Here is a 24,294-nt window from a genome sequence, read left to right on the forward strand (position 1 = left end):
GGATTCTGGGGGGGGGGTCTCAGGTTGTTTCTTTTCCCCTCTTTTGCGGCCCCCAGAAACCCCCCCCCCCCCCCCTCGCCCCCCCCCCCCCCCCCCCCCTTCCCCCCCCCCCCACGGAACGAGGCGCTCCGAGCCTCCCCCCTCGTGGCTCGGAACGCCTCGGTTCCACGCGCGGAGACCGCTCGAACAAGGCTAGTTGACTGTGCGTCAGTGTCCAATCACGGTAGCGACAGAGACCTATCGACTTATTTATAGTTGGACGTTCCTGAGGCGCTGTCAGCCGACCGCCTGAGTCGAACGGCCACCGGCCGGGAGGGGACGGACATGGATCTGGCCCTGCTGCGCACGTTCGTCGCGGTGCACCGAGCCGGCTCCTTCACCCGCGCCGCCGCCCTCCTCGGTCTCTCGCAGCCGGCCGTCACCAGCCAGATACGCACGCTGGAGAGGCAACTGGGCCGCCCCCTCTTCCTCCGCCAGGCCCGCGGCGTCACGCCGACCACCGTCGGCGACGAGCTCGCCCACCGCGCCGCCCCGCACCTGGACGCCCTGGCCGAGATCGCCGAGGCCCGTCTCGACGCCGAGAACGGCCTGCGCACCCTTCACGTCGCCGGGCCCCCGGAGTTCACCGCGCTGCGGATCCTGCCCGCCCTCGCCCCGCTCGTCGGCCAGGGACTCGCCGTCCGCGCCACCTTCCTCGGCGACACCCAGGAGATCCTCGACGGACTCGCCGCGGGCCACCACGATCTGGCCGTCACCACCTCCCGCCCGCGCGGCGGGCTGCTCGTCTCCACACCGCTGTGCGACGAGGAGCACGTCCTGGTCGCGGCGGAGCGCTGGGCGGCCCGGCTCTCCCCCGAGGTGCTGCCCGGCCGGGGCTCGGTGGTCCTGGAGCAGCTCCCGGTGGTCGAGGTGCACGAGTCGCTGCCCTTCGTCTCCCGCTACTGGTCCGCCGTCTTCGAGACCAAGCCGGCGGACACGGCCACCGTGATCGCACCCGACCTGCGGGCCGTGCGGGATTCCGCCGTCGCGGGCGCCGGTCTCGCCGTACTGCCCCGCTACCTCTGCGAGGAGGACCTGGCCGCGGGGCGGCTCGTGACGCTGATCGACCCCCCGGTGCCCCCGCTGCGGACCTACTTCCTGGCGGCGCGGACGGGCACGCTCGCCCTGTCCCCGCTGGCGCGGGCCCACGAGGAACTGCTGCGCGCCGCCACCGCCTGGTGAGTTTCAGGACACCCCGGACGGGCCATTTTCTTCCCATGAACGAACGTCCCGTGATCAAGCGCACCGCACGCGCCATCCTGCTCGACGGGGACGACCTGATCCTCATCAAGCGCACCAAGCCCGGGATGGACCCCTACTGGGTCACCCCCGGCGGCGGCGTGGAGCCCACCGACTCCACCGTCGTCGAAGCCCTGCACCGCGAAGTGCACGAGGAGCTCGGCGCCAAGATCACCGATGTGGTGCCCTGCTTCGTCGACACCATCGAGCACATCGTCGACGGCGGGGTCTCCGGCGTGAAGGTCCAGCACTTCTTCGTCTGCCGCCTCGGCTCCATGGACACCTCGCTGCGGCACGGTCCCGAGATGGACGAGCCGGTCGGCGAGTACGAGATCGTCCGGGTGCCGTTCAGCCGGGTCGGCATCGCCGCCGTCCACCTCGTGCCCCTCTCCCTGCGCCACTACCTCGACGGCAACATCGAAGGCGTCCGCGCGATGCACGCGCCGGACCTGGGCTGACACACGTCGGTCGGACCGTGCCGGGGCGGGCGCCATCCGGCGGGCCGGGGGTGCCCCTCAGCCCGCCGTGGCGAGCTCCGTGAGGAAGTCGTGGCGGATGCGCTCCGACGGGACACCCGCTCCGCGCAGGGCGTCCACCCCGCGCCGGACCATGCCCAGGGGGCCGGAGAGATAGGCGTCGCGCTCGTTCCAGGGGCCGTAGCGGCACACCGCGTCCGGAAGCCGGCCCTGCGCCTCGGTGACCGGGTGCACCGAGAGCCAGGGAAAGGTCTTCTGGAGCCGCAGCATCGTGTCGATGTCGTAGAGGTCGTGCCCGTGGCGAGCGCCGTAGAAGACGTCGACCGGGCGCCGGTCCCCGTGCTCCGCCACGTCCTCGACCAGGGCCTTGATCGGCGCTATGCCGGTGCCGCCGCCCAGACAGAGCAGACCGGTGTCCGTGGCGTGGTCGACCGTCATCGACCCGGCCGGCGGGCCGAGGCGCAGCACGTCCCCGGGGCGGGCCCGGTGGACCAGCGCGTTCGACACCCAGCCGGCCGGGACCGCCTTCACGTGCAGCGTCAGCAGGCCGTCGGGCCGGGGCGCGGAGGCGAAGGAGTAGTGCCGCCAGATCCGGGGCCACCACGGCGTCTCCAGCGTCGTGTACTGCCCCGCCAGGAACGGGTACGGCTGGTCGGGCCGGAGCGTCACGACGGCCACGTCCGGGGTCCGCAGGTCGTGGGTGACCACCTCGGCCTGCCACCAGGCAGGGGCGGTCCGTTCGTTCTCCGCCGCCGCGTCGATCATGATCTGGGAGATCGTCGTGTAGGTGCGGACCCAGGCCGCCTCGGTCTGCCCGTCCCAGCTCTGCGGGGCGTAGCGGGTGAGCGCGCCGATGAGCGCCTCGCCGACGGCCGGGTAGTGCGCCGACCGGGTGCCGTACTTGCGGTGCCCGCGGCCGAGGTTCTGCAGGTACGCGGTGAGGACCGGGACGTCGTCCATGTGCTCGGCGGCGGTCAGGAGTGCCTTGAGGAGCCGGTCCCGCTGGGTGTCCATCGCCACCGGGAACATCTCGCGCAGGTCCGGGTTCCGGACGAAGAGCAGGGCGTAGAAGTACGAGGTCACCTTGTCGGCGATCGGCGCGACCTCCGCCAGGGTCCGCCGGACGAGCAGGGCGTCCGCGGAGGCTCCTCCGGATATTCGAAGCACCGTGGCGCCCGGCGAGGGTTCGTCGGGTCTCTCCGCGGCCACCGGTCCGTCGCCCTCGGACGGTCTCCGGTCCTCCGCGTCGTCCGCCGGCTCCACCCGGTCCGTCGGGGCCGTCGGGGCCGTCGGGGCCGTCGGGGCCGCCCGATGAGCCTCGGGGTCGTCCGATGGCTCGGGTTCGTAGGGGGCCCTGGGCCCGTACGATGTCTGGCTCTCGCGTCGGTCCGCGTGTTCTGCGGCCGTCGTGGTGGTCGGAGCATCCATCCTGTGCCTCGCCCTCGCGCTGGCCGGCTTCCGTGTTCGCAGCATGACCCTTCGCTGACCACCTCCGGGCGGAAAGCGGAGTTCTCGGGCCAATGAGCCGGGATTGTGGCTAAGCTGCGCTGTTTCGGACGAGTGCGTAGGCCTCGCGCAGATCCCCTCCGGTGTAGCTGTGGCGGGACAGCCCGGCGAGGTGGTGGTCCGCGTTCACGGCCACGGTGTCCGGGACGAGCGCGAAGAGCTCCGCGTCGGACATCGAGTCTCCGTACGCGACGCAGTCGGCCGGATCCACGCCGTACCCCGCACACAGCTCTCGGGCGATCCGCACCTTCGCGGCGGCATCGAGGATGCCGGGCCGGTGGATGGCTGCGCGGAAGGGGACGGCGGGCCAGACCGAACCGTGGGTCGTGTCGACACCCCAGGCCAGGAGCCGCTCGACGAAGAAGTCGGGAGAGAGCGAGATGACGGCGCAGCGGTCGCCCCGGGCCCTGATGTCCGCCCAGACCTCAGGGATCCCCGCCAGCCACGGCGCCCCGTCGAAGGCGGCCACGACCTGCTCGGGGGTGAGCTCGCCCCAGAGCTCCCGGGCACGGACGGCGAACTCGTCGGGCGTGAGGCCCTCCAGGAAGCCGCGCTCCAGAGCGGCGATCTCCTCGACGACACCCAGCTGCCGGGAGATCTCCACCGCTGCGGCCGACCCCCGGATCAGGGTGCCGTCCAGGTCGAAGAGGTGCAGGCGCCGCGTTCGAGGTTTCACGTGAAACATGGTCCGTGTGCCGCGGGATGGAAGCAACGCCTCCCCGGCTGTCGGCCGGATCCCGTAAAGCGGTGGACGGAAGATCACCGCGTCGGACAGCCTGAAGGACATGCCGACCAGCCCCGCCGCTCTCGCTCAGCTCCCCGTCCGACGCCTCGGCGCCGATGACCTCCTCGCCTGCGCCGACCTCTCCGAGAACCGGGGATGGCCCCGTGAGGAGCACAAGTGGGGCTTCCTCCTCACCGTGGGAACCGGCTACGGCATCGACGATCCCGACGGCGACGGACTGCTCGCCTGCGCCGTGGTCACCTCGTACGGCCCCGGACTCTCGGCGATCGGCATGGTGCTCGTCTCCGAGCGGTACGCACGCCGGGGCGTGGGGCGCCGTCTGATGCGCCACATCCTGGCGGAGTCCGGTGACACCCCTCTCACCCTGCACGCCACCCCGAACGGGCAGCCCCTCTACGAGGAGCTCGGGTTCACGCAGACGGGCCGCGCGGAGATGGTGCGCGGGCGCTTCTCCTTCCGCACGCCGGCCCCCGCCGTCCCGGTGCGCCCGGCGACGGCGGAGGACCTCCAGGCGATCCTGCGCCTGGACCACGAGATCTTCGGCCTGGACCGCACCCCGCTGATCACCCGGCTCCCGGCCTTCGCGGACCACCTCCGCGTCGCCGAGGAGGACGGCGAGATCACCGGCTTCGCGGCGGCCTGGCCCAACATGGACACCCATGTCATCGGCCCGCTGATCGCCCGGGACCCCGAAACGGCCCAGGCCCTGATCGGCTCGCTGGCCGCAGCTTCCGACCGCCCCCTGCGCACAGACATCGACGTGCGCCATACGGCGCTGCTGAGCTGGGTCAAGGAGAACGGCCTCGACGCCATCGCCTTCAACGCGGTGATGGTCAGGTCCGCCCCCGGCCTCCCCGGCGACTGGAGCCGCCGCTTCGCACCCCTGACCGTCGCTGCCGGCTAGACCGTCTCGACCATTTACTTGCACACGCGCATTATTGCGGCGGATCGTCTACCCTGGTTGCAGAGCCACCCGTGCCGAGGAGAGACGATGACCGCCACAGACCCCGCACTCACCGCGCTCTCCCAGCGCTGGTGCGCCCTCTCCCTGCTGCACGGCCGGATCGAATCCCACCTGGAGCGCGCGCTGGAGTCGGGACACGGTCTGAGCGTGCGGGAGTACTCCCTCCTCGACGTCCTCAGCCGCCAGCACAGCGGCCCGGGCGGCCACCTCCAGATGAAGCAGGTCGCCGACGCCGTCGTCCTGAGCCAGAGCGCCACGACCCGGCTGGTCACGCGCCTGGAGGACCGGGGGCTGCTCACCCGGTACCTCTGCGCCACCGACCGGCGCGGCATCTACACCGATGTCACCGAAGCCGGCCTGAAGCTGCTCGAAGAGGCCCGTCCGACCAACGACAGCGCGCTTCGCGAGGCCCTCGACGACGCCGCCACCAACCCCGAGCTGGCCCCGCTGGTCCAGGTCGTCGAAGGCGCGGGAGCCCTGAAGGGCGTCGGCGTCCCGGCCTGACCACCCACGCGTTCCAGCCTGACCACCCACGCGTTCCGGCCTGACCACCCACGACGTACCGACGGGCTGGGCGTACGCTGCGAGGCATGAGCGATCTTGAGATACGCCCCGCCACCGCCCAGGACCTCCCGGCCATCGTCGCCATGCTTGCCGACGACCCGCTGGGCGCGCAGCGGGAGTCCCCCGATGACCTGACGCCGTACCTCTCGGCCTTCGAGCGTCTGGCGAACGACCCCCACCAGCATGTCGTCGTGGCCGTCCGCGGCGAGAAGGTCGTCGGAACCCTTCAGCTCACGGTGATCCCCGGCCTGTCGCGCAAGGGCACGACCCGCTCGATCATCGAGGGCGTCCGCATCCACTCCGACGAGCGCGGCAGCGGCCTGGGCACCCAGCTCATCGAGTGGGCCGTCGAGGAGTCCGGCCGCCAGGACTGCCGACTGGTCCAGCTGACCTCGGACGTCACCCGCACCGATGCCCACCGCTTCTATGAGCGACTGGGCTTCGAGGCCTCCCACGTGGGCTTCAAGAAGAGCCTCTGAGCCGTCCCGTGGACACCAGCGTGCCGGGCGACGCACCCGGCACGCTGTTTCACGTGAAACCGCCCGAACCGGCTCAGAGACCGCGCCAGCCGGCCTCGTCCACCCCGCCCGGCACCGCGTCCTCGGGCGCGTACGGCTCCCGCGTGAACGCGAACGAACCGAGATCGAGATGGCTCACACCGCCGTCGGGGCGCCGCACCACCCGGAGGGTCTCCCCTTCGTAGTAGCCGTTGAGCCCGACCCAACCGCCCTCGGGAAGCGCCCGGAAGCGTGCCCGGCGACCGGGGCCCCGCAGCGGTTCGAGCACCACGCCCCGCTCGGACCCGAGACGCAGCACGTAGGAGTACGTGCCCCAGTACCAGGGCCCCGTGAGCGCCAGAAGCTCCTGATCGACCTCCGCCTCGGGCAGGGGCCGCCACGGCTGCGGGAACCTCGGCTCGGCCTCCGCCACGATCCGTACGAGATCGGCGGCCACGGCGCCGGCAGGAACCCCCGAGGTGGCGTTGGCGAGGGCGATCCCCGCGAGACCGTCCTCCACGCTCACCCACAGACAGGCGACGAAGCCCGGCAGGGAACCGGTGTGGCCGATCAGGGTCCGCCCGTCCCGGCTGACCAGCTGGAGACCGAGCCCGTAGCTTCCCTCCCAGTCGCCCTCACCGGCCGCGGCGGCGGGCGCCCTCATCTCCGCCACGGAGGCCGGGGCGAGGACGCCCTCGTGGCCCGCCGCGAGGAACGCGCCGAACCGGGCGAGGTCGGCCGCGGTCGACCAGAGCTGGCCGGCCGGCGCCATGAGCCCGAGGTCCTCGGACGGCTCCGGAAGCATCACATCGGCCCAGGGGTGCACGGCCCAGCCCCCGGCATGCGGGGCGACGGGGTCCACGGTGGTGCGGCCCATCCCCAGCGGCTCCAGGATCTCGCGCCGGAGCGCCTCCTCCCAGGTCACTCCCCGCACCGCCGCCACCAGCGAACCGAGCAGCGTGTAACCGGGGTTGGAGTAGTGGTGCCGACGGCCGGGGGACTGGAGGAAGGGCTGCTCCCCCAGGACGTCGGAAAGCTCCGGACGGAGCGTCGCGGACGACCGCTCCCACCACGCGCCGGGCGTCTCGGCCGCGAGTCCCCCGCTGTGACCCAGGAGCTGAGCGATCGTCACCTCGCCCGCGCCCGTCCCCTTGAGGTGCCGCTCCAGCGGGTCCTCCAGCCGGAGCAGTCCCTCGTCCCGCAGCCTCATCACCAGCACGGCGGTGAACACCTTGGTGAGGGACCCGATCCTGAACTGCGTGTCGACGTCCGGTGCGTGGCCGTCCACGCAACTCCGCGCGCCGCTCCAGACCAACGCCCCGTCGCGGACCACCGCACCCACGAGCGAGGGCGCCCGCCCCTCGGCCTGGGCCACCGCCACTCGGTGCAGCAGGGCGCGCTCGGTACCGGGCAGCAAAGCTTCGAAAGATGTCGTCACGGAACGATCCAACACGATGTCACATACGAAGCTTCCCGACACGAACTGCGGAATCTCGCCCCTCACCCCATGTCGATCTTGCATGCCCGGACCCTCGGCGCCACGCTGGCCTCGACGCCGGACCCCACGGACGGAAGGCTGGGCCATGCGGAAACTGGTCTACGGCATGAACCTGACCCTGGACGGCTACATCGCCGCGGTCGGCGACGACATCGGCTGGAGTGGCCCGCCGAGCGACGAGCTGTTCCGGTGGTGGCTCGGCCACGAGCAGGCGAACACCCTGTCGCTGTACGGGCGCAAGCTGTGGGAGACGATGAGCTCCTACTGGCCGACCGGCGACCAGCAGCCCGACGCCACCCCGGCGGAGATCGAGTTCGCGCGGACCTGGCGGGAGAAGTCGAAGGTCGTGTTCTCCTCGACGATCGACGAGGTCGACTGGAACACCCGCCTGGTCACCGGCGACGCGATCGCGGAGATCACCCGGCTCAAGGCCGAGGACGGCGGGCCCATGGAGATCGGGGGCGCGACGCTCGCCGCGTCGGCCCTGCGCGCGGGGCTGATCGACGAGTACGTGATCGCCACCCATCCGGTCCTGGTGGGCGGCGGCACACCGTTCTTCACCGCGCTGGACAACTGGGTGAACCTGAACCTGCTGGAGACGCGGACGCTTCCCGGCGGCGTGGTCCTCACCCGGTACGAGACGCGGCGCTGAGCGGCTCCCCGCGGCCCCACGGCCGCACCGCACCCGAGGCGGACCCTCCAGGGGCCTCGGTCAGGTCTGCGCCATGTCGACGAAGCGCGAGTAGTGGCCCTGGAAGGCGACGGTGATGGTGGCCGTCGGACCGTTACGGTGCTTGCCCACGATGATGTCCGCCTCGCCGGCGCGCGGGGACTCCTTCTCGTAGGCGTCCTCACGGTGCAGCAGGATGACCATGTCGGCGTCCTGCTCGATCGAGCCGGATTCACGCAGGTCGGACACCATCGGCTTCTTGTCGGTGCGCTGCTCGGGGCCACGGTTCAGCTGGGAGAGCGCGATGACCGGCAGCTCCAGCTCCTTGGCGAGGAGCTTGAGGTTTCGCGACATGTCGGAGACCTCTTGCTGACGGCTCTCCTGCCGCTTGGATCCGCCGGACTGCATCAGCTGCAGGTAGTCGATGATGACCAGCTTGAGACCGTTGCGCTGCTTGAGCCGCCGGCACTTGGCCCGGATCTCCATCATCGACAGGTTCGGCGAGTCGTCGATGTAGAGCGGCGCCTGGGAGACGTCGGGCATCCGGCGGGCGAGCCGCGTCCAGTCCTCGTCGGTCATCGTGCCGGAGCGCATGTGGTGGAGCGCGACCCGGGCCTCGGCCGAGAGCAGCCGCATCGCGATCTCGTTGCGGCCCATTTCGAGGGAGAAGATGACGCTGGGCAGGTTGTGCTTGATGGACGCCGCCCGGGCGAAGTCCAGCGCGAGGGTCGACTTACCCATGGCGGGACGGGCCGCGATGATGATCATCTGGCCGGGGTGCAGACCGTTGGTGAGCGAGTCGAGGTCGGTGAAGCCGGTGGGCACACCGGTCATCTCGCCGCTGCGGGAGCCGATCGCCTCGATCTCGTCGAGGGCCCCCTCCATGATGTCGCCGAGCGGCAGGTAGTCCTCGGTGGTGCGCTGCTCGGTGACGGCGTAGATCTCGGCCTGCGCCGAGTTCACGATCTCGTCGACGTCGCCGTCGGCCGCGTAGCCCATCTGCGTGATCTTGGTGCCGGCCTCGACGAGGCGCCGAAGGACGGCCCGCTCGTGGACGATCTCCGCGTAGTAGGAGGCGTTGGCCGCGGTGGGGACCGACTGGACCAGGGTGTGGAGGTAGGAGGCTCCGCCGACCCGGGTGATCTCGCCGCGCTTGGTGAGTTCGGCGCCGACCGTGATGGGGTCGGCCGGCTCGCCCTTGGCGTAGAGGTCGAGGATCGCCGCGTAGACCGTCTCGTGGGCCGGCTTGTAGAAGTCGTTGCCCTTGATGATCTCCACGACGTCCGCGATGGCGTCCTTGGAGAGCAGCATGCCGCCGAGGACGGACTGCTCGGCGTCGAGGTCCTGCGGGGGGACGCGCTCGAATCCGGAGAGTCCGCCGTCCCACGGGCCGTCGTTGCCGCGCTCGTGCTGGTCGTCGCGGCCGCGGCCCCGGCCGCGCCCCTCTCCGCGGGTACGGGTGGGCAGCCGGTCGCTCGGTCCGCTGTCGGCCCAAGGGTCGTCCATGGACTCGGTCATCGTCACCAAGCCACCTCCTCCCGTCCGCTCCGCGGACCTCGCCCTGCCACTCTTTCTTACGCCACAGCCTTGATCAACGAGTGGCTTTGCGACCGCTTCTGGCGCGTCGGGCGCCGGACCACGGTAGGCCCGCGGGGAGCGTCAGCCAATCTGGTTATCCACAGGCCCTGTGGGTGAAGGGCCAGATGCTGTGGAGAACTCGCCGGAACCTGTGCACGGAGCGGGGGACAGCCATGTGGACAAACTCATAAGACCCTCGATCTCACCCACCTGACCTGCACTTTCTCCGTCCACGGGCTGTGGGGGAGAAAAAGTTCGCCCCCCGATTCAAGATCAGAACAAACGGCCCACACCCGAAGCCTCGCACCACCGAAAAGTAAGGATCACGGATGCATTGCATCACTTACCTGTGGAAGATTAGATTGACCCCATGAGCCAGGCCCCCGTGACCTCCAAGGCCGTCCGTCGACAGCACGACCGCGAGATCGTCTCCCTCGCCCTGCCGGCGTTCGGCGCCCTCGTCGCCGAACCGCTGTTCCTGATGGTCGACAGCGCCATCATCGGCCACCTCGGCACCCCTCAGCTCGCGGGCCTCGCGATCGCAGCCGCCCTGCTGTCCACCGCGGTCAGCGTCTTCGTCTTCCTCGCCTACGCGACCACGGCGGCGGTCTCGCGCCGGGTCGGCGCGGGCGACCTCCAGGCCGCCATCCGGCAGGGCATGGACGGCATCTGGCTGGCGCTCCTCCTCGGCGCCGCCGTCGTCATCCTGACGCTGCCCACCGCCCCGGGGCTGGTCGACGTCTTCGGAGCCTCCGACACCGCCGCCCCCTACGCGGTCACCTATCTCCGCGTCTCCAGCCTGGGGATCCCCGCGATGCTCGTGGTCCTGGCCGCCACCGGCGTCCTGCGCGGCCTCCAGGACACCCGTACACCGCTCTACGTGGCCATCGGCGGCTTCGCGGCCAACGCCGTGCTCAACGTCGGGCTGGTCTACGGCGCCGATCTGGGCATCGCGGGCTCCGCCTGGGGCACGGTGATCGCCCAGTACGGCATGGCCGCCGTCTACCTCGTCGTGGTCGTCCGGGGCGCTCGCCGCCACGGGGCCTCCCTCCGCCCCGACGCCGCGGGCATCCGCGCCTCCGCCCAGGCAGGCGTCCCGCTGCTCGTCCGCACGCTCTCGCTCCGTGCGGTCCTGATGATCGCCACCGCCGTGGCGGCCCGCATGGGCGACATCGAAGTCGCCGCCCATCAGATCATCCTGTCCCTGTGGAGCCTGATGGCCTTCGCGCTCGACGCCATCGCCATCGCGGGACAGGCCATCATCGGCCGCTACCTCGGCGCGGACGACGCCCAGGGCGCCCGCCAGGTCTGCCGCCGGATGGTCCAGTGGGGCGTGCTCTCCGGTGTGGTGCTCGGGGCGGTCCTGATCGTCGCCCGTCCCCTGTTCGTCCCGCTCTTCACCCGGGACGTGACCGTGCAGGACACCCTCCTGCCGGCCCTCCTCGTCGTCGCCCTCTCCCAGCCGATCTCCGGCGTCGTCTTCGTCCTCGACGGCGTCCTCATGGGGGCGGGAGACGGCCCCTACCTGGCCTGGGCGATGCTCCTGACCCTCGCCGTCTTCGCCCCCGTGGCCCTGCTGGTCCCGGCACTCGGCGGAGGACTGACCGCCCTCTGGTGGGCGATGACCCTGATGATGACCGTACGGCTGCTGACGCTCTGGCTGCGCACCCGCTCCGGCCGCTGGATCGTCACCGGCGCCACACGCTGAAGGTTTCACGTGGAACATCCCGTTTCACGTGAAACAGCGGAAGGGCCGCACCCCGAGGGGTGCGGCCCTTCCTCACTGCTGAGCGCAGACTGCCTGGGGCAGCGTTACGCGGCGACGACCTCGACGCCGAGCTTCGCGGCAACCTCGGGGTGCAGACGCACGGACACCTGGTGCGAGCCCAGGGTCTTGATCGGCGAGCCGAGCTCGACGCGACGCTTGTCGACGTCGGGGCCACCCGCGGACTTGATCGCCGAGGCGATGTCACCCGGGGTCACGGAGCCGAAGAGACGGCCGGCGTCGCCGGAGCGAACGGCCAGGCGCACCTTCGTGCCCTCGAGCTGGGCCTTGATCTCGTTGGCCTGCTCGATGGTCGCGATCTCGTGGATCTTGCGGGCGCGGCGGATCTGCGCCACGTCCTTCTCGCCACCCTTGGTCCAGCGGATCGCGAAACCACGCGGGACCAGGTAGTTGCGAGCGTAGCCGTCCTTGACGTCGACGACGTCGCCAGCGGCACCGAGGCCGGAGACCTCGTGGGTGAGGATGATCTTCATTTTTCGGTCACCCTTCCCTTATCGCGCGGTGGACGTGTAGGGCAGCAGCGCCATCTCACGGCTGTTCTTCACGGCCGTGGCGACGTCACGCTGGTGCTGCGTGCAGTTGCCGGTAACGCGGCGGGCACGGATCTTGCCACGGTCGGAAATGAACTTCCGCAGCATGTTCGTGTCCTTGTAGTCCACGTACGCGGTCTTGTCCTTGCAGAACGCGCAGACCTTCTTCTTAGGCTTGCGCACAGGCGGCTTCGCCATGGTGTTTCTCCTGTGTGATCAAGAAGTGGGGGTACGAGCTGCTTCCAGGCGATGCCTAGAAGGGGGGCTCGTCCGAGTAGCCGCCGCCGGAGTTTCCACCCCAGCCGCCTCCGCCGCCCTGCTGGCCGCCGCCGGAGGGAGCACCGCCGCCGGTCGCCCACGGGTCGTCGGCGGGAGCACCGCCGCCACCCTGCTGGGAACCGCCGGAGTTTCCACCCCAGCCGCCGCCACCGCCGCCGCCGGCCTGCTGGCCGCCGCCGCCGTATCCACCCTGGCCGCCTCGACCGGTGGTCTTGGTGACCTTGGCCGTGGCGTTCTTGAGGCTGGGGCCGACTTCCTCGACATCCAGCTCGTAGACCGTGCGCTTGACGCCCTCACGGTCCTCGTAGGACCGCTGCTTCAGCCGGCCCTGCACGACGACGCGCATGCCTCGCTGGAGCGATTCGGCGACGTTCTCCGCCGCCTGACGCCAGACCGAGCAGGTGAGGAAGAGGCTCTCGCCGTCCTTCCACTCATTGGTCTGACGGTCGAAGGTGCGGGGGGTGGACGCGATACGGAACTTCGCGACCGCCGCACCGGACGGGGTGAAGCGCAGCTCGGGGTCGTCGACAAGATTGCCGACGACCGTGATGACGGTCTCGCCTGCCATGGGGGAACCTCTCGGCGGGTTTGCTTCTGGCTGCTTTGTTGCTACTCGGACCCGATGACCTCTGAGCTAGAAGCTCAGTGGGTCTCGGGACGGAGGACCTTGGTCCGGAGGACCGACTCGTTCAGGTTCATCTGGCGGTCGAGCTCCTTGACGACCGCAGGCTCGGCCTGCAGGTCGATGACCGAGTAGATGCCCTCGGGCTTCTTCTTGATCTCGTACGAGAGACGACGACGGCCCCAGGTGTCGACCTTCTCGACCTTTCCGTTGCCCTCACGGACGACGGAGAGGAAGTTCTCGATCAGGGGGGCGACAGCGCGCTCCTCCAGATCGGGGTCGAGGATGACCATCACCTCGTAGTGACGCATGTGGAACCCACCTCCTTTGGACTCAGCGGCCACGGTCGTTCCGTGGCAGGAGGGTCGTGATGCGTGAGCGACGGTACCCACCACCACTGACAATCCCCCTCGGCGAGCGAGAGGGGCCGTCGGGGATCCCGGAGGGACCTGGGCAGACACCGGCGCAGCTGTACAGAGTACCCGCACATCGGCCTGCGGTTGAAATTCCCCGGTGAGGGGACGCAATCTGTACACAACGGATGTCGGCGGCGCTCGATGCGCCGCCCTCGCGCGGCAACGCCAGGAGGTGCCCCATGGCACAGGCAATGCGACCCGACCCCGGCCACTCCCTCTTCGCGACCGACGGCAAGCCCCACCCCCTCCAGGACGCCCTGGTCGGCGTGACGCTCGTCCTGGGCGTCATCGCCTTCGTCACCGCGATGTTCGACAACCTCCACCTGCTGAGTTCCTGGTCGGGCCTGATCGGCATCCTGACCGGTGCCTACGGACAGTTCATCTCCGCGACGACGCGCGAGCGCTTCCTGCTGGTGCTCGGACTCGGCGCCTCGGCGTTCGGCTTCTATCTGGGCATGGCGCACGGCGGCCTCTTCGGCGGCGTCATCAGCTGAGCCCAGGGGCACGTCAGGGCGTACACGCCCATCCGGGGCGCTCCCCGGTCACAGTAGGCTTCGGCGCGAGAGCCGGAGCCCCTGACCGATGGGGACACACCTGCCGAGGAGCGCCCCGCATGAGCCTGACCCTGAGGACCATCAGCCGTGAGCAGCATCTGGCATTCATCCAGAGCCAGCCCGCGGCGAGCCACTGCCAGGTCCCGGCGTGGGCTGACGTGAAGACCGAGTGGCGTTCGGAGAACCTCGGCTGGTTCGACAAGAACGGCGAACTCGTCGGCGCCGGCCTGGTCCTGTACCGCCAGCTCCCCAAGATCAAGCGGTACCTCGCCTACCTGCCCGAGGGCCCGGTCATCAACTGGTACGCGCCCAACCTGGACGACTGGCTGCAGCCGATGCTGGCGCACCTCAAGCACCAGGGCGCCTTCTCCGTGAAGATGGGCCCGCCGGTCGTCATCCGCCGCTGGGACTCCGCCGCCATCAAGTCCGGCATCCAGGACCCGGACGTCAAGCGCCTCAAGGACGTCGAGGCCACGCACATCGAGCCGCGCGCCTTCGAGGTCGCGGACCGGCTGCGGAAGATGGGCTGGCAGCAGGGCGAGGACGGCGGCGCCGGCTTCGGCGACGTCCAGCCCCGCTACGTCTTCCAGGTCCCGCTCGCCAACCGCTCGCTCGACGACGTCCTCAAGGGCTTCAACCAGCTGTGGCGCCGGAACATCAAGAAGGCCGAGAAGGCCGGTGTCGAGGTCGTCCAGGGCGGCTACGAGGACCTGGCCGAGTGGCAGCGCCTCTACGAGATCACGGCCGTCCGTGACCACTTCCGGCCGCGCCCGCTCTCGTACTTCCAGCGCATGTGGACCGTCCTCAACAGCGAGGACCCCAACCGCATGCGGCTGTACTTCGCCCGCCACAACGGCGTGAACCTCTCCGCCGCGACGATGCTCGTGGTCGGCGGCCACGTCTGGTACTCCTACGGCGCCTCCGACAACATCGGCCGTGAGGTCCGGCCCTCGAACGCGATGCAGTGGCGGATGCTGCGCGACGCGTACGCGATGGGCGCGACCGTCTACGACCTGCGCGGCATCTCGGACTCGCTCGACGAGACCGACCACCTCTTCGGCCTCATCCAGTTCAAGGTCGGCACGGGCGGCGAGGCCGTCGAGTACGTCGGCGAGTGGGACTTCCCGCTGAACAAGCTCCTGCACAAGGCGCTCGACATCTACATGTCGCGCCGCTGACCGTTCCGTAGGCTTCGTACTCTCGTACACATCTCCGACACACCGCAGCCACCAGAAAGGTTCCGGGCCGGCCATGGCGCTCTCCCTCTACGTCGACACCGCTCGCTGGCGCGCGCACCAGAAGACCGTCATCGACCAGTTCCCGGGGATCATCCCGGTCTGCAAGGGCAACGGGTACGGCTTCGGGCACGAGCGCCTCGCGGACGAGGCGGCCCGTTTCGGCGCCGACATGCTCGCCGTGGGCACCACGTACGAGGCCGCACGGATCAAGGACTGGTTCGGCGGCGACCTGCTGGTCCTCACCCCGTTCCGCCGGGGTGAAGAACCGGTTCCGCTGCCCGACCGCGTGATCCGCTCGGTGTCGTCCGTGGACGGCGTCCGGGCCCTCGTGGGCGCCCGCGTCGTGATCGAGTGCATGAGCTCGATGAAGCGGCACGGCGTCCACGAGAACGAGCTCCAGCAGCTCCACGCGGCCATCGAGGACGTCCGCCTGGAGGGCTTCGCCCTCCACCTCCCGCTGGACCGCCCCGACGGCACGGACGCGGTCGAGGAGGTCATCGCCTGGATGGACCGCCTGCGAGCCGCCAGGCTGCCGCTGCACACCATGTTCGTGAGCCACCTGCGGGCCCAGGAGCAGGCCCGGCTCCAGCAGCAGTTCCCGCAGACCCGCTTCCGCGCCCGGATCGGCACCCGCCTCTGGCTGGGCGACCACGAGGCCACCGAGTACCGGGGCTCCGTCCTGGACGTGACCCGGGTGGCCAAGGGCGACCGGTTCGGCTACCGCCAGCAGAAGGCCGCCTCGGACGGCTGGCTGGTCGTCGTCGCCGGCGGCACCTCGCACGGCGTGGGCCTGGAGGCCCCCAAGGCCATGCACGGTGTCATGCCGCGCGCCAAGGGCGTCGCCCGCGCCGGGCTCGCCACCGTCAACCGCAACCTGTCGCCCTTCGTCTGGGCGGGCAAGCAGCGGTGGTTCGCCGAGCCGCCGCACATGCAGGTGTCGATCCTGTTCGTGCCCGCCGACGCCGAGGAGCCCCGGGTCGGCGACGAGCTGGTGGCGCACCTGCGCCACACCACGACGCAGTTCGACCGGCTCGTCGAGCGCTGAGCCGGCCGGAACCCCTCACCCCCGGGAGTCCTGCTCCCGGGGGGCGCTCCACGGGTTGTGGGGCTCCTCGGAAGTACCCCACCGCACCCGCCGGCCCTCCTCCGCCGCCGGCGCGGCGTGCCGGGCCGGGTGGGCCGCCCTTCCCGCGACCACGAGGTCGTCGGCGCCGTCCAGGACGCCCCCCGAGGGGTCGTCCGAGCCGTCCTGCCGCACCGGGTCCTTCTCGGGCGCCAGGATGTCGCGCACGACCACCGCGCACAGGTACAGCGTGCCGAGCAGGTGCAGCACGATCGCGAACTGGTAGCCGTCCACCGGCAGGCCCTGCTTGTTGCCGCTGCTCGTGAACGCCAGGTACATCCAGATGCCGAGGAAGTACACGACCTCACACGCCTGCCAGACCAGGAAGTCGCGCCAGCGCGGGCGGGCCAGCGCGGCCAGCGGCACCAGCCACAGGACGTACTGCGGCGAGTAGACCTTGTTGGTCAGCACGAAGGCCGCGACGACCAGGAACGCCAGCTGCACGAAGCGGGGCCTGCGCGGCGCGGTGAACGCCAGGTAGGCGATCCCGGCCGCGGCCACCACCATCAGCAGCAGCGCGTACAGGTTGGCCCGGTCCGGCGGGATCGACATGCCCGTCCGCTGGCTGATCAGCAGCCAGACCGACCCGAAGTCCACGTTCCGGTCCCGGCTGAACACGTAGAACTGCTTCCACCCCTCGGGCGCGAGCAGCATCACCGGCAGGTTCACGACCAGCCAGGAGCCCGCGAAGCCGAGCACCGCGGTCCCGTACTCCCGCCACTTCCCGGACCGCCAGCAGAGCAGCAGCAGGGGCCACAGGAGCAGGATCGGGTAGAACTTGGCGGCGGTGGCGAGGCCGAGCAGGATGCCGAAGCCCAGGGGCCGTTCACGGGACCACATCAGGACGGCGGCGGCCGTCAGCGCGACGGCCAGTATGTCCCAGTTGATCGTGGCGGTGAGGGCCACCGAGGGCGCCAGGGCGACCAGGAGCCCGTCCCAGGGACGCCGCCGGTGCGTGCGGGCCACGCAGACCGCGAGGACGGCCGCGCAGACCATCAGCAGCCCCGCGTTGGCCAGCCAGTACGCCCGCTCGTTCTCCTCCGGGCTGCCGCCGCCCGGCGTCAGCCAGGCCGCGACCTCCATGAACAGACCCGTCAGGACCGGGTACTCCAGAAACGGTATGTCGCCGCCCAGCCGGTCGAAGTACGGCACCAGGCCGTCCGCGAAGCCCCGTCCCGCGAAGAGGTGCGGGATGTCGGAGTAGCAGGCGTGGGTGTACTGGGACGCCGTCCCGCGGAACCAGGCCCAGTTGTAGCAGGGCAGCTTCTGCACCATGCCGAGGGCGAACATGCCGATCGCCACGAGGGCGATGACCCGTACCGCCGTGAACTGCCCGGTGCCGGGGAGCGCCCGGCGCCCGTAGGGCCCGCCGATCAGTTCGCTGCCCGCGGCGGCGACCCTGTCCCGTCGGGTGGGACTGACCGTCCGCGAACGGTCCTGCGGCCCGTCCTGCGGCGCGCTCGTCTTCTGGAGGCTCGGCATGGGGGACATCCTGCCGTACGTCCCCGTGAAAACGGCGAGGGCCGCCGCGGCCGCTCCGTACGGAAGATACGGAGCGGACGCGACGGCCCTCGAAGAGCGCCCGGCCGGGGGTCAGGGGACGAAGACCCCGCCACCGGGTCTGCCGTTCCCGTTCCCGCCGCTGTCGTCCGTCGCCGTGCCGGTCGGCGTCGGTGTGCCGGTGGTGGGTGGTGTGGTCGTCGGCTGACCGGTGTTGCCGCCCGGGTTCCCCGGGTTGTTGCAGTCCCAGTCCCAGATGTCACAGGTCGTCTTGCCCGGCTTCGGGGTCCTGGTCACCGGGGGAGTCGTCGTGGCCGTCGCCGGCGGGGTCGTCGTCGGCATCGTCGACTCGGTGGGGGTCGGCGTGGCCGTCGGCGTCGGCGTCGGGCTGCTGGCACCGCCGCCGAAGACGGGCTCGGAGTTCTCGATGTCCATCGGCTCGGGGAACTTCACGAGCGGCATGCCCTCGACGGCCTGGGACATGTAGTCCTGCCAGATCCGCGAGGGGAACGACGAGCCGTGGATCTTCGGCTGCGCACCCGTGCCGTACATGTCCTCGAACTTGCGGTCCTTCTTGGTGTCGTCGTCGTCGTAGCGGTACATGTCGATCGCCGTCGCCAGCTGCGCGGTGTACCCCACGAACCAGGCCGACATGTTGGCGTCGGTCGTACCGGTCTTGCCGGCCACGTCACGGCCCGGGATGCGGGCCTTGGTGCCGGTGCCCTTCTCGACGACGTCGTGGAGGACGTCGGTGACCTGGCTGGCGATCGCCGGAGTGAAGGGCTGCTTGGTCTCCGCCTTGTGCTCCTTGATGACGACGCCCTCCTTCTTCACGCTCTCGACCGAGTAGGGGTCGTTCTGCTTGCCCCCGTTGGCGAAGGTGGAGTAGGCGCCGGCCATGCGGATGGCACTCGGGCTGGAGATACCGAGGGAGAACGACGGGACCTCGCCCTGGACGAGCGAGCTCTCCAGGAGGCCGGCCTCCTCGGCCGTCTGGCGCACCGTGCTGATGCCGATGTCCATGCCCAGCTGGACGTACGGCGAGTTGGCGGAGTGGATCATCGCCTCGCGCAGCGAGATGGCGCCGTAGTTGGCGAACTCGTCATTCGTCTGCTTCCACTGCTCGCCCTTCTCGTTGACCCAGGTGTCGCCGTTGTACTTCCGGACGACCAGGCCGTTCTTACCGGAGTAGCGGCTCTTGTCGGGGTCCACGAGCGTGCGGCTGGACTCGTCCTGCACCGGCCCCAGCTCGGGGTCCCGGACGCCGTACTTCATGGCGGCGGCGAGCACGAAGGGCTTGAACGTCGACCCCACCATGGCGCCGGTGGCGTCGGCGTTGTTGCTGAAGTGCTTGGTGGCGTCGGCGCCGCCGTACAGGGCGACGATCTTCCCGGTCGCCGTGTCGACGGAGGCGCCGCCGAACTGGACGTGGGTGTCGTCCTGGGGACGCTTCTTCGGGTCGATGTGCTTGTCCAGGATCTTCTGGACCGACTTCTCGAGCTTGGCGACCTTGTTCTTGTCGAAGGTCGTGAAGATCTCGTAGCCGCCGCGCTCCAGGTCCTGGACGCTGATGCCGAACTGGGTCTTGATGTTGGCGTTCGCGGTCCTGACCAGGTAGCCGATCTGACCGCTCAGGTTGGCGTTCTGGCCGGGCTTCGCGACCTTCGGGAAGGTGGTGTACTTCGCCCGCTCGGCGGCCGTGAGGTGGCCGTCCTTCTCCATCTCGTCGAGGATCCACTTCCACCGCTTGGTGGCCCGCTCGGTGTTCTTCTGAGCGGTGGCCTCGGAGTCGATCTCGGGGTAGCCGGCGGGGTCGTAGTACGTCGCGCCCTTCAGCACCGAGGCGAGCAGCGCCGACTGGCTGGGGTCGAGGTCCTTGGCGTCCTTGTTGAAGTACGCGCGCGCCGCGGCCTGGATGCCGTAGGCACCCCGTCCGTAGTACGAGGTGTTGAGGTAGCCCGCCATGATCTCGGGCTTCTCGACCTCGTTGCCGACCTTCATGGAGATGAAGAGTTCCTTCACCTTCCTGGTGAGGGTCTGCGACTGGTCGTCGAGGCGGTTGTTCTTCACGTACTGCTGGGTGATGGTCGAGCCGCCCTGGGTCTCGCCGCCCTTGGCCATGTTCCACACGGCGCGTGCGATACCCATCGGGTCGACGCCCGAGTCGTCGTTGAACGTCTTGTTCTCCGCGGAGATCACCGCGTTCTGCATGGACATCGGGATCTGCGCGATGGGAACGATCTGCCGGTTGGTGCCACTGCCGGTGGCGACCATGCGGGTCTTGTCGGCCCAGTAGTAGATGTTGTTCTGCGAGGTCGCGGTCTTGGCCTCGTCAGGAATCTCCACCTGCGAGTACGCGAACGCGGCCGCGCCCATCAGGCTCGCCGCGAAGAACAGGAACGTGCCCGTGACCAGCTTCCACGAGGGCATCCAGCGACGCCAGCCGTACTTGCCGTACCGCGGGTAGTCGATCACCCGCTTCTTGCCGGGCGGCGGGCCGCCGGAGCCGCGCCCCGGACCGCTGCCACGACCGCCGCCACCGCCACGACGGCCCCCGCCGGAACCACCGGGGCCGCCGGGACCGGTCTCGGCACCCCTGCGCCGGCTGCCGCGCTGGGCGGCCCGGCGGGCCTCCGCGCGACCGCCGTAGGGACGCTCCTCCCCGTGGGAGGAAGGTGGCCCGTACGAGGCCTCGGGGGCTCCCGTACCGGCGTCATGGGCCGGGGCCGACCTGCGGCCCACCGGCTGCTGGGCAGCGCGCCGTGCCGCCGCGCGCCCACCCGTCGGCGGCTGCTGCGGCGGCATTTTGCGACGATGCTCGCTCATCGAACGACTACTCCTCGGGCAGGCGCGTACGCCTGGAAGCGGCAGTTGAGTTCCGGTCCCCCCGAAATGTGCACGCACGGCACCCCATCGGAGGCCCATCCGTACCGCAGCCGGTCACCCGCAGCACTGACGCCCCACGGCGTCGCTCGGTTCCCGGTGGTCTGCATGCCGCACAGACTACGCACGGCCAAAACCCACGGAGACCCGGACTTCCACCCAAAACAGGCAAGTCGAACGCTGTGAATCGATGATGTGACGCCGGTCACGGTGGGTCCGCTTGTCGAGACAGTTCGGCCGTTCTATCGTGCTGATGTATCGACTCGATACATCAGCACGGCATAAGGCCCACGGAAGCGGAGGAGGCGACGGATGAGCAGACGCTCCGGCATCCTCGAGTTCGCCGTCCTCGGACTGCTCCGCGAGGCCCCGATGCACGGGTACGAGCTGCGAAAGCGCCTCAACACCTCGCTGGGCGTGTTCCGGGCCTTCAGCTACGGAACGCTGTATCCCTGCCTCAAGACGCTGGTCGCCAACGGCTGGTTGATCGAGGAACCGGGCAGCGCCCCCGAGGAGGCCCTCGCCGCTTCACTCGCAGGACGCCGAGCCAAGATCGTCTACCGGTTGACGCCGGCAGGTAAGGACCACTTCGAGGAGCTCCTCTCCCACACCGGCCCGGACGCCTGGGAGGACGAGCACTTCGCCGCCCGCTTCGCCTTCTTCGGTCAGACCGAACGCGAGGTGCGGATGCGGGTCCTGGAGGGCCGCCGCAGCCGGCTGGAAGAGCGCCTCGAGAAGATGCGCGCCTCCCTGGCCCGGACGCGCGAGCGCCTGGACGACTACACGCTTGAGCTGCAGCGCCACGGCATGGAATCCGTGGAGCGCGAAGTGCGCTGGCTGAACGAGCTCATCGAGAGCGAGAGGGCGGGGCGGGATCAGCGATCCGGCTCCGACGCCCCCGCTCTGCACGACAACGATTCTGGAGAAACGGGCGGCCTGCCCCGGCACGGGGGCAGTACCCGGCCGGATCCGTCCGACGACACCGCAAAGTGAAACCCTGCGCACAGCAGGGCTTCCACGATCACACAGGGAGCAACCGGAATGGGTTCGGTTCGCGTAGCCATCGTCGGCGTGGGCAACTGCGCCGCCTCGCTGGTGCAGGGCGTCGAGTACTACAAGGACGCCGACCCGGCGACCAAGGTGCCCGGCCTGATGCACGTCCAGTTCGGCGACTACCACGTCGGTGACGTCGAGTTCGTCGCCGCCTTCGACGTCGACGCGAAGAAGGTCGGCCTCGACCTCTCGGACGCCATCGGCGCCAGCGAGAACAACACCATCAAGATCTGCGACGTCCCGAGCAACGGCGTCACGGTCCAGCGCGGTCACACGCTCGACGGTCTCGGCAAGTACTACCGCCAGACCATCGAGGAGTCCGCCGAGGAGCCGGTCGACATCGTCCAGATCCTCAAGGACCGTCAGGTCGACGTTCTCGTCTGCTACCTGCCCGTCGGCTCCGAGGCCGCCGCGAAGTTCTACGCGCAGTGCGCCATCGACGCCAAGGTCGCGTTCGTCAACGCCCTCCCGGTCTTCATCGCCGGCACCAAGGAGTGGGCGGACAAGTTCACCGAGGCGGGCGTCCCGATCGTCGGCGACGACATCAAGTCCCAGGTCGGCGCGACCATCACGCACCGCGTGATGGCGAAGCTGTTCGAGGACCGCGGTGTCCGTCTTGAGCGCACCATGCAGCTCAACGTCGGCGGCAACATGGACTTCAAGAACATGCTCGAGCGCGAGCGCCTCGAGTCCAAGAAGATCTCGAAGACGCAGGCCGTCACCTCGCAGATCCCCGACCGCGAGCTGGGCGAGAAGAACGTCCACATCGGTCCGTCGGACTACGTGGCCTGGCTGGACGACCGCAAGTGGGCGTACGTGCGCCTCGAGGGCCGCGCCTTCGGCGACGTCCCGCTGAACCTCGAGTACAAGCTCGAGGTGTGGGACTCCCCGAACTCCGCCGGTGTCATCATCGACGCCCTGCGCGCCGCGAAGATCGCCAAGGACCGGGGCATCGGTGGCCCGATCCTCTCGGCGTCCTCGTACTTCATGAAGTCCCCGCCGGTGCAGTACTTCGACGACGAGGCCCTGGCCAACGTCGAGAAGTTCATCAAGGGTGAGGTCGAGCGCTAAAGCGCCGCACGCTTGTCGATCGAGGGTCCCCGAGGCACTGCCCGGGGGCCCTCTTCGTATGTGAGTCTTGCTGCCATGTCCGTCGTACGTGATCTGCGCGTACTCCTGCGCCTGACGAACTTCCGCCGCCTGCTCGCCGTCCGGCTGCTCTCCCAGTGCGCCGACGGCGTCTATCAGGTGGCCCTGGCCACGTACGTCGTCTTCTCCCCCGAGAAACAGACCTCCCCCGCCGCCATCGCGTCGGCCATGGCGGTCCTCCTGCTCCCGTACTCGCTCGTCGGGCCGTTCGCCGGCGTCCTCCTCGACCGGTGGCCGCGACGCCAGGTCTTCCTGTACGGCAACCTGCTCCGCGCCCTGCTCGCCTGCGGGACCGCCGTCCTGATCCTCGCCTCCGTGCCCGACTGGCTCTTCTACGCCTCCGCGCTCTCGGTCACCGCCGTCAACCGCTTCGTCCTCGCCGGGCTCTCCGCCTCGCTGCCGCGCGTCGTCGACGACGAACGGCTGGTCGTGGCGAACTCGCTCTCCCCGACCGCCGGCACCCTCGCCGCGACCATCGGCGGCGGCCTCGCCTTCGGCGTCCGCCTGATCGCCGACGACTCCGACGCGGTCGTGGTGGCCTTCGGCGCCCTGCTCTACCTCTGCTCCGCCCTGGCCTCCCTGCGGATGTCCCGGGAGCTCCTGGGACCCGACCCCGTCCTCGTCCCGCAACGCCTCCGCTCGGCGGTGGCCTCCACCGCCCGCGGGCTGGTCGCGGGGCTCCGGCACCTCTCCGAGCGTCGTCCCGCGGCCCGGGCGCTCATCGCGGTGGGCCTCATGCGCTTCTGTTACGGCGCCCTGCTCGTCACCGTGCTCATGCTGTGCCGCTACACCTGGAGCTCCACCGACGCCGAGGGGCTCGGGCTGCTCGGGATCGCCGTCGCCGCCTCCGGAGCGGGCTTCTTCGCCGCCGCGCTCCTCTCCCCCTGGGCGGTGGGCCGGTTCGGGCCCTTCGGCTGGATGACCCTGTGCGCCGCGGCCGCAGCCGTCGTCGAGCCGGCCCTCGGCCTGACCTTCGCCCCGGTCCCCTTCCTCGTGGCCGCCTTCGTCCTGGGGCTCATCACCCAGGGAGCCAAGATCGCGACGGACACGGTGGTGCAGACCGCTGTGGACGACGCCTACCGGGGGCGTGTCTTCTCCCTCTACGACGTGCTGTTCAACGTCGCCTTCGTGGGCGCGGCAGGAGTCGCCGCCCTGATGCTGCCGCCCGACGGCCGTTCCGGGCTCCTGGTCGTGCTGGTGGCCCTGATCTACGCCTCGATCGCTCTGACCCTGCGCGGTGAACGCGCCGAGGGGTGATGTTTCACGTGAAACACCACCCCTCCCTCGCGCGGGCGGGGGGGGGGGGGGGGGGGGGGGGGGGGGGGGGGGGGGGGGGGGGGGGGGGGGACGGGGGGGGAGACCACGCAATACGTGCAAAGTAAGCA

23 protein-coding genes are annotated in these 24,294 nt (G+C 70.1%); 13 read left to right on the top strand and 10 right to left on the bottom strand.

The window, feature by feature from the left end; all coding sequences use genetic code 11:
- The first annotated feature begins 324 nt into the window (after positions 1-324).
- Together ACZ60W_RS35045 and ACZ60W_RS35050 are read left to right on the top strand one after the other, a co-directional pair.
- Positions 325-1,221 (top strand): LysR family transcriptional regulator, encoded by an 897-nt coding sequence (locus ACZ60W_RS35045; protein WP_469759458.1) that lies wholly within the window; start codon positions 325-327, stop codon positions 1,219-1,221.
- Between the two features lie 35 nt (positions 1,222-1,256).
- A complete protein-coding gene (locus ACZ60W_RS35050) occupies positions 1,257-1,736 on the top strand; it encodes an NUDIX domain-containing protein (RefSeq protein WP_469759459.1) in 480 nt (159 codons plus the stop codon).
- Positions 1,737-1,793: 57 nt separating this feature from the next.
- On the opposite strand, the gene ACZ60W_RS35055 is transcribed toward ACZ60W_RS35050, so the two are convergent.
- Both ACZ60W_RS35055 and ACZ60W_RS35060 read right to left on the bottom strand, forming a co-directional pair.
- The gene (locus ACZ60W_RS35055; RefSeq protein WP_469759460.1) at positions 1,794-3,182 is read right to left on the bottom strand and encodes a globin domain-containing protein; all 1,389 of its coding nucleotides are present in this window, start codon (positions 3,180-3,182) and stop codon (positions 1,794-1,796) included.
- A 109-nt stretch (positions 3,183-3,291) separates the two neighbouring features.
- Positions 3,292-3,945, bottom strand: coding sequence for an HAD family hydrolase (locus ACZ60W_RS35060; RefSeq protein WP_469759461.1), 654 nt, complete (start codon positions 3,943-3,945; stop codon positions 3,292-3,294).
- A 100-nt stretch (positions 3,946-4,045) separates the two neighbouring features.
- Here ACZ60W_RS35060 and ACZ60W_RS35065 point away from each other — a divergent pair, with 100 nt between their 5' ends.
- The 3 genes from ACZ60W_RS35065 (at position 4,046) to ACZ60W_RS35075 (ending at position 6,012) form a co-directional block, all read left to right on the top strand.
- Positions 4,046-4,909: a GNAT family N-acetyltransferase gene (locus tag ACZ60W_RS35065; protein WP_469759462.1), complete on the top strand. Its 864-nt coding sequence runs from the start codon at positions 4,046-4,048 to the stop codon at positions 4,907-4,909.
- Between the two features lie 87 nt (positions 4,910-4,996).
- Complete coding sequence (locus tag ACZ60W_RS35070) at positions 4,997-5,473, top strand: MarR family winged helix-turn-helix transcriptional regulator (RefSeq protein ID WP_469759463.1); 477 nt, start codon at positions 4,997-4,999, stop codon at positions 5,471-5,473.
- A gap of 86 nt (positions 5,474-5,559) precedes the next feature.
- Complete coding sequence (locus ACZ60W_RS35075) at positions 5,560-6,012, top strand: GNAT family N-acetyltransferase (RefSeq protein WP_469759464.1); 453 nt, start codon at positions 5,560-5,562, stop codon at positions 6,010-6,012.
- 73 nt (positions 6,013-6,085) lie between these two features.
- On the opposite strand, the gene ACZ60W_RS35080 is transcribed toward ACZ60W_RS35075, so the two are convergent.
- On the bottom strand, positions 6,086-7,468 hold the full coding sequence (locus ACZ60W_RS35080; protein ID WP_469759465.1) for a serine hydrolase domain-containing protein: 1,383 nt from the start codon (positions 7,466-7,468) through the stop codon (positions 6,086-6,088).
- A 145-nt stretch (positions 7,469-7,613) separates the two neighbouring features.
- Between ACZ60W_RS35080 and ACZ60W_RS35085 the strand changes: the two genes are divergently transcribed.
- A complete protein-coding gene (locus ACZ60W_RS35085) occupies positions 7,614-8,180 on the top strand; it encodes a dihydrofolate reductase family protein (RefSeq protein WP_469759466.1) in 567 nt (188 codons plus the stop codon).
- Positions 8,181-8,240: 60 nt separating this feature from the next.
- Here ACZ60W_RS35085 and dnaB read toward each other — a convergent pair whose 3' ends face one another.
- Complete coding sequence (gene dnaB / locus ACZ60W_RS35090; protein ID WP_024760422.1) at positions 8,241-9,704, bottom strand: replicative DNA helicase; 1,464 nt, start codon at positions 9,702-9,704, stop codon at positions 8,241-8,243.
- A gap of 442 nt (positions 9,705-10,146) precedes the next feature.
- Here dnaB and ACZ60W_RS35095 point away from each other — a divergent pair, with 442 nt between their 5' ends.
- Positions 10,147-11,484: an MATE family efflux transporter gene (locus tag ACZ60W_RS35095; RefSeq protein ID WP_469759467.1), complete on the top strand. Its 1,338-nt coding sequence runs from the start codon at positions 10,147-10,149 to the stop codon at positions 11,482-11,484.
- 104 nt (positions 11,485-11,588) lie between these two features.
- Here the strand turns inward: ACZ60W_RS35095 and rplI are convergent, their stop codons facing one another.
- The 4 genes from rplI to rpsF all read right to left on the bottom strand — a co-directional run bounded on the left by rplI (position 11,589) and on the right by rpsF (position 13,304).
- Positions 11,589-12,035, bottom strand: coding sequence for a 50S ribosomal protein L9 (gene rplI / locus ACZ60W_RS35100; protein WP_469759468.1), 447 nt, complete (start codon positions 12,033-12,035; stop codon positions 11,589-11,591).
- An 18-nt stretch (positions 12,036-12,053) separates the two neighbouring features.
- Positions 12,054-12,290, bottom strand: a complete 237-nt coding sequence (gene rpsR / locus ACZ60W_RS35105) for a 30S ribosomal protein S18 (RefSeq protein ID WP_005315025.1) — start codon at positions 12,288-12,290, stop codon at positions 12,054-12,056.
- 55 nt (positions 12,291-12,345) lie between these two features.
- The gene (locus tag ACZ60W_RS35110) at positions 12,346-12,939 is read right to left on the bottom strand and encodes a single-stranded DNA-binding protein (RefSeq protein ID WP_469759469.1); all 594 of its coding nucleotides are present in this window, start codon (positions 12,937-12,939) and stop codon (positions 12,346-12,348) included.
- Between the two features lie 74 nt (positions 12,940-13,013).
- The gene (gene rpsF / locus ACZ60W_RS35115; RefSeq protein WP_005482942.1) at positions 13,014-13,304 is read right to left on the bottom strand and encodes a 30S ribosomal protein S6; all 291 of its coding nucleotides are present in this window, start codon (positions 13,302-13,304) and stop codon (positions 13,014-13,016) included.
- A gap of 284 nt (positions 13,305-13,588) precedes the next feature.
- On the opposite strand from rpsF, the gene ACZ60W_RS35120 reads away from it, so the two are divergent.
- From ACZ60W_RS35120 to ACZ60W_RS35130, 3 genes are all read left to right on the top strand, one after another.
- Positions 13,589-13,903 (top strand): hypothetical protein, encoded by a 315-nt coding sequence (locus tag ACZ60W_RS35120; protein WP_402458032.1) that lies wholly within the window; start codon positions 13,589-13,591, stop codon positions 13,901-13,903.
- A 119-nt stretch (positions 13,904-14,022) separates the two neighbouring features.
- Complete coding sequence (locus ACZ60W_RS35125) at positions 14,023-15,141, top strand: lipid II:glycine glycyltransferase FemX (RefSeq protein WP_469759470.1); 1,119 nt, start codon at positions 14,023-14,025, stop codon at positions 15,139-15,141.
- A gap of 73 nt (positions 15,142-15,214) precedes the next feature.
- Positions 15,215-16,246: an alanine racemase gene (locus tag ACZ60W_RS35130; protein ID WP_469759471.1), complete on the top strand. Its 1,032-nt coding sequence runs from the start codon at positions 15,215-15,217 to the stop codon at positions 16,244-16,246.
- Positions 16,247-16,261: 15 nt separating this feature from the next.
- Here the strand turns inward: ACZ60W_RS35130 and ACZ60W_RS35135 are convergent, their stop codons facing one another.
- The gene (locus ACZ60W_RS35135; protein WP_469759472.1) at positions 16,262-17,806 is read right to left on the bottom strand and encodes a glycosyltransferase family 87 protein; all 1,545 of its coding nucleotides are present in this window, start codon (positions 17,804-17,806) and stop codon (positions 16,262-16,264) included.
- 111 nt (positions 17,807-17,917) lie between these two features.
- The gene (locus ACZ60W_RS35140) at positions 17,918-20,650 is read right to left on the bottom strand and encodes a transglycosylase domain-containing protein (RefSeq protein WP_469759473.1); all 2,733 of its coding nucleotides are present in this window, start codon (positions 20,648-20,650) and stop codon (positions 17,918-17,920) included.
- 369 nt (positions 20,651-21,019) lie between these two features.
- On the opposite strand from ACZ60W_RS35140, the gene ACZ60W_RS35145 reads away from it, so the two are divergent.
- From ACZ60W_RS35145 to ACZ60W_RS35155, 3 genes are all read left to right on the top strand, one after another.
- Positions 21,020-21,700, top strand: coding sequence for a PadR family transcriptional regulator (locus ACZ60W_RS35145; protein ID WP_366303044.1), 681 nt, complete (start codon positions 21,020-21,022; stop codon positions 21,698-21,700).
- 48 nt (positions 21,701-21,748) lie between these two features.
- Positions 21,749-22,831: an inositol-3-phosphate synthase gene (locus ACZ60W_RS35150; protein ID WP_469759474.1), complete on the top strand. Its 1,083-nt coding sequence runs from the start codon at positions 21,749-21,751 to the stop codon at positions 22,829-22,831.
- A gap of 75 nt (positions 22,832-22,906) precedes the next feature.
- Positions 22,907-24,166: an MFS transporter gene (locus ACZ60W_RS35155; RefSeq protein ID WP_469759475.1), complete on the top strand. Its 1,260-nt coding sequence runs from the start codon at positions 22,907-22,909 to the stop codon at positions 24,164-24,166.
- The last annotated feature ends 128 nt before the right edge of the window (positions 24,167-24,294 follow it).

This window comes from Streptomyces sp. NPDC104202 (assembly GCF_055584185.1).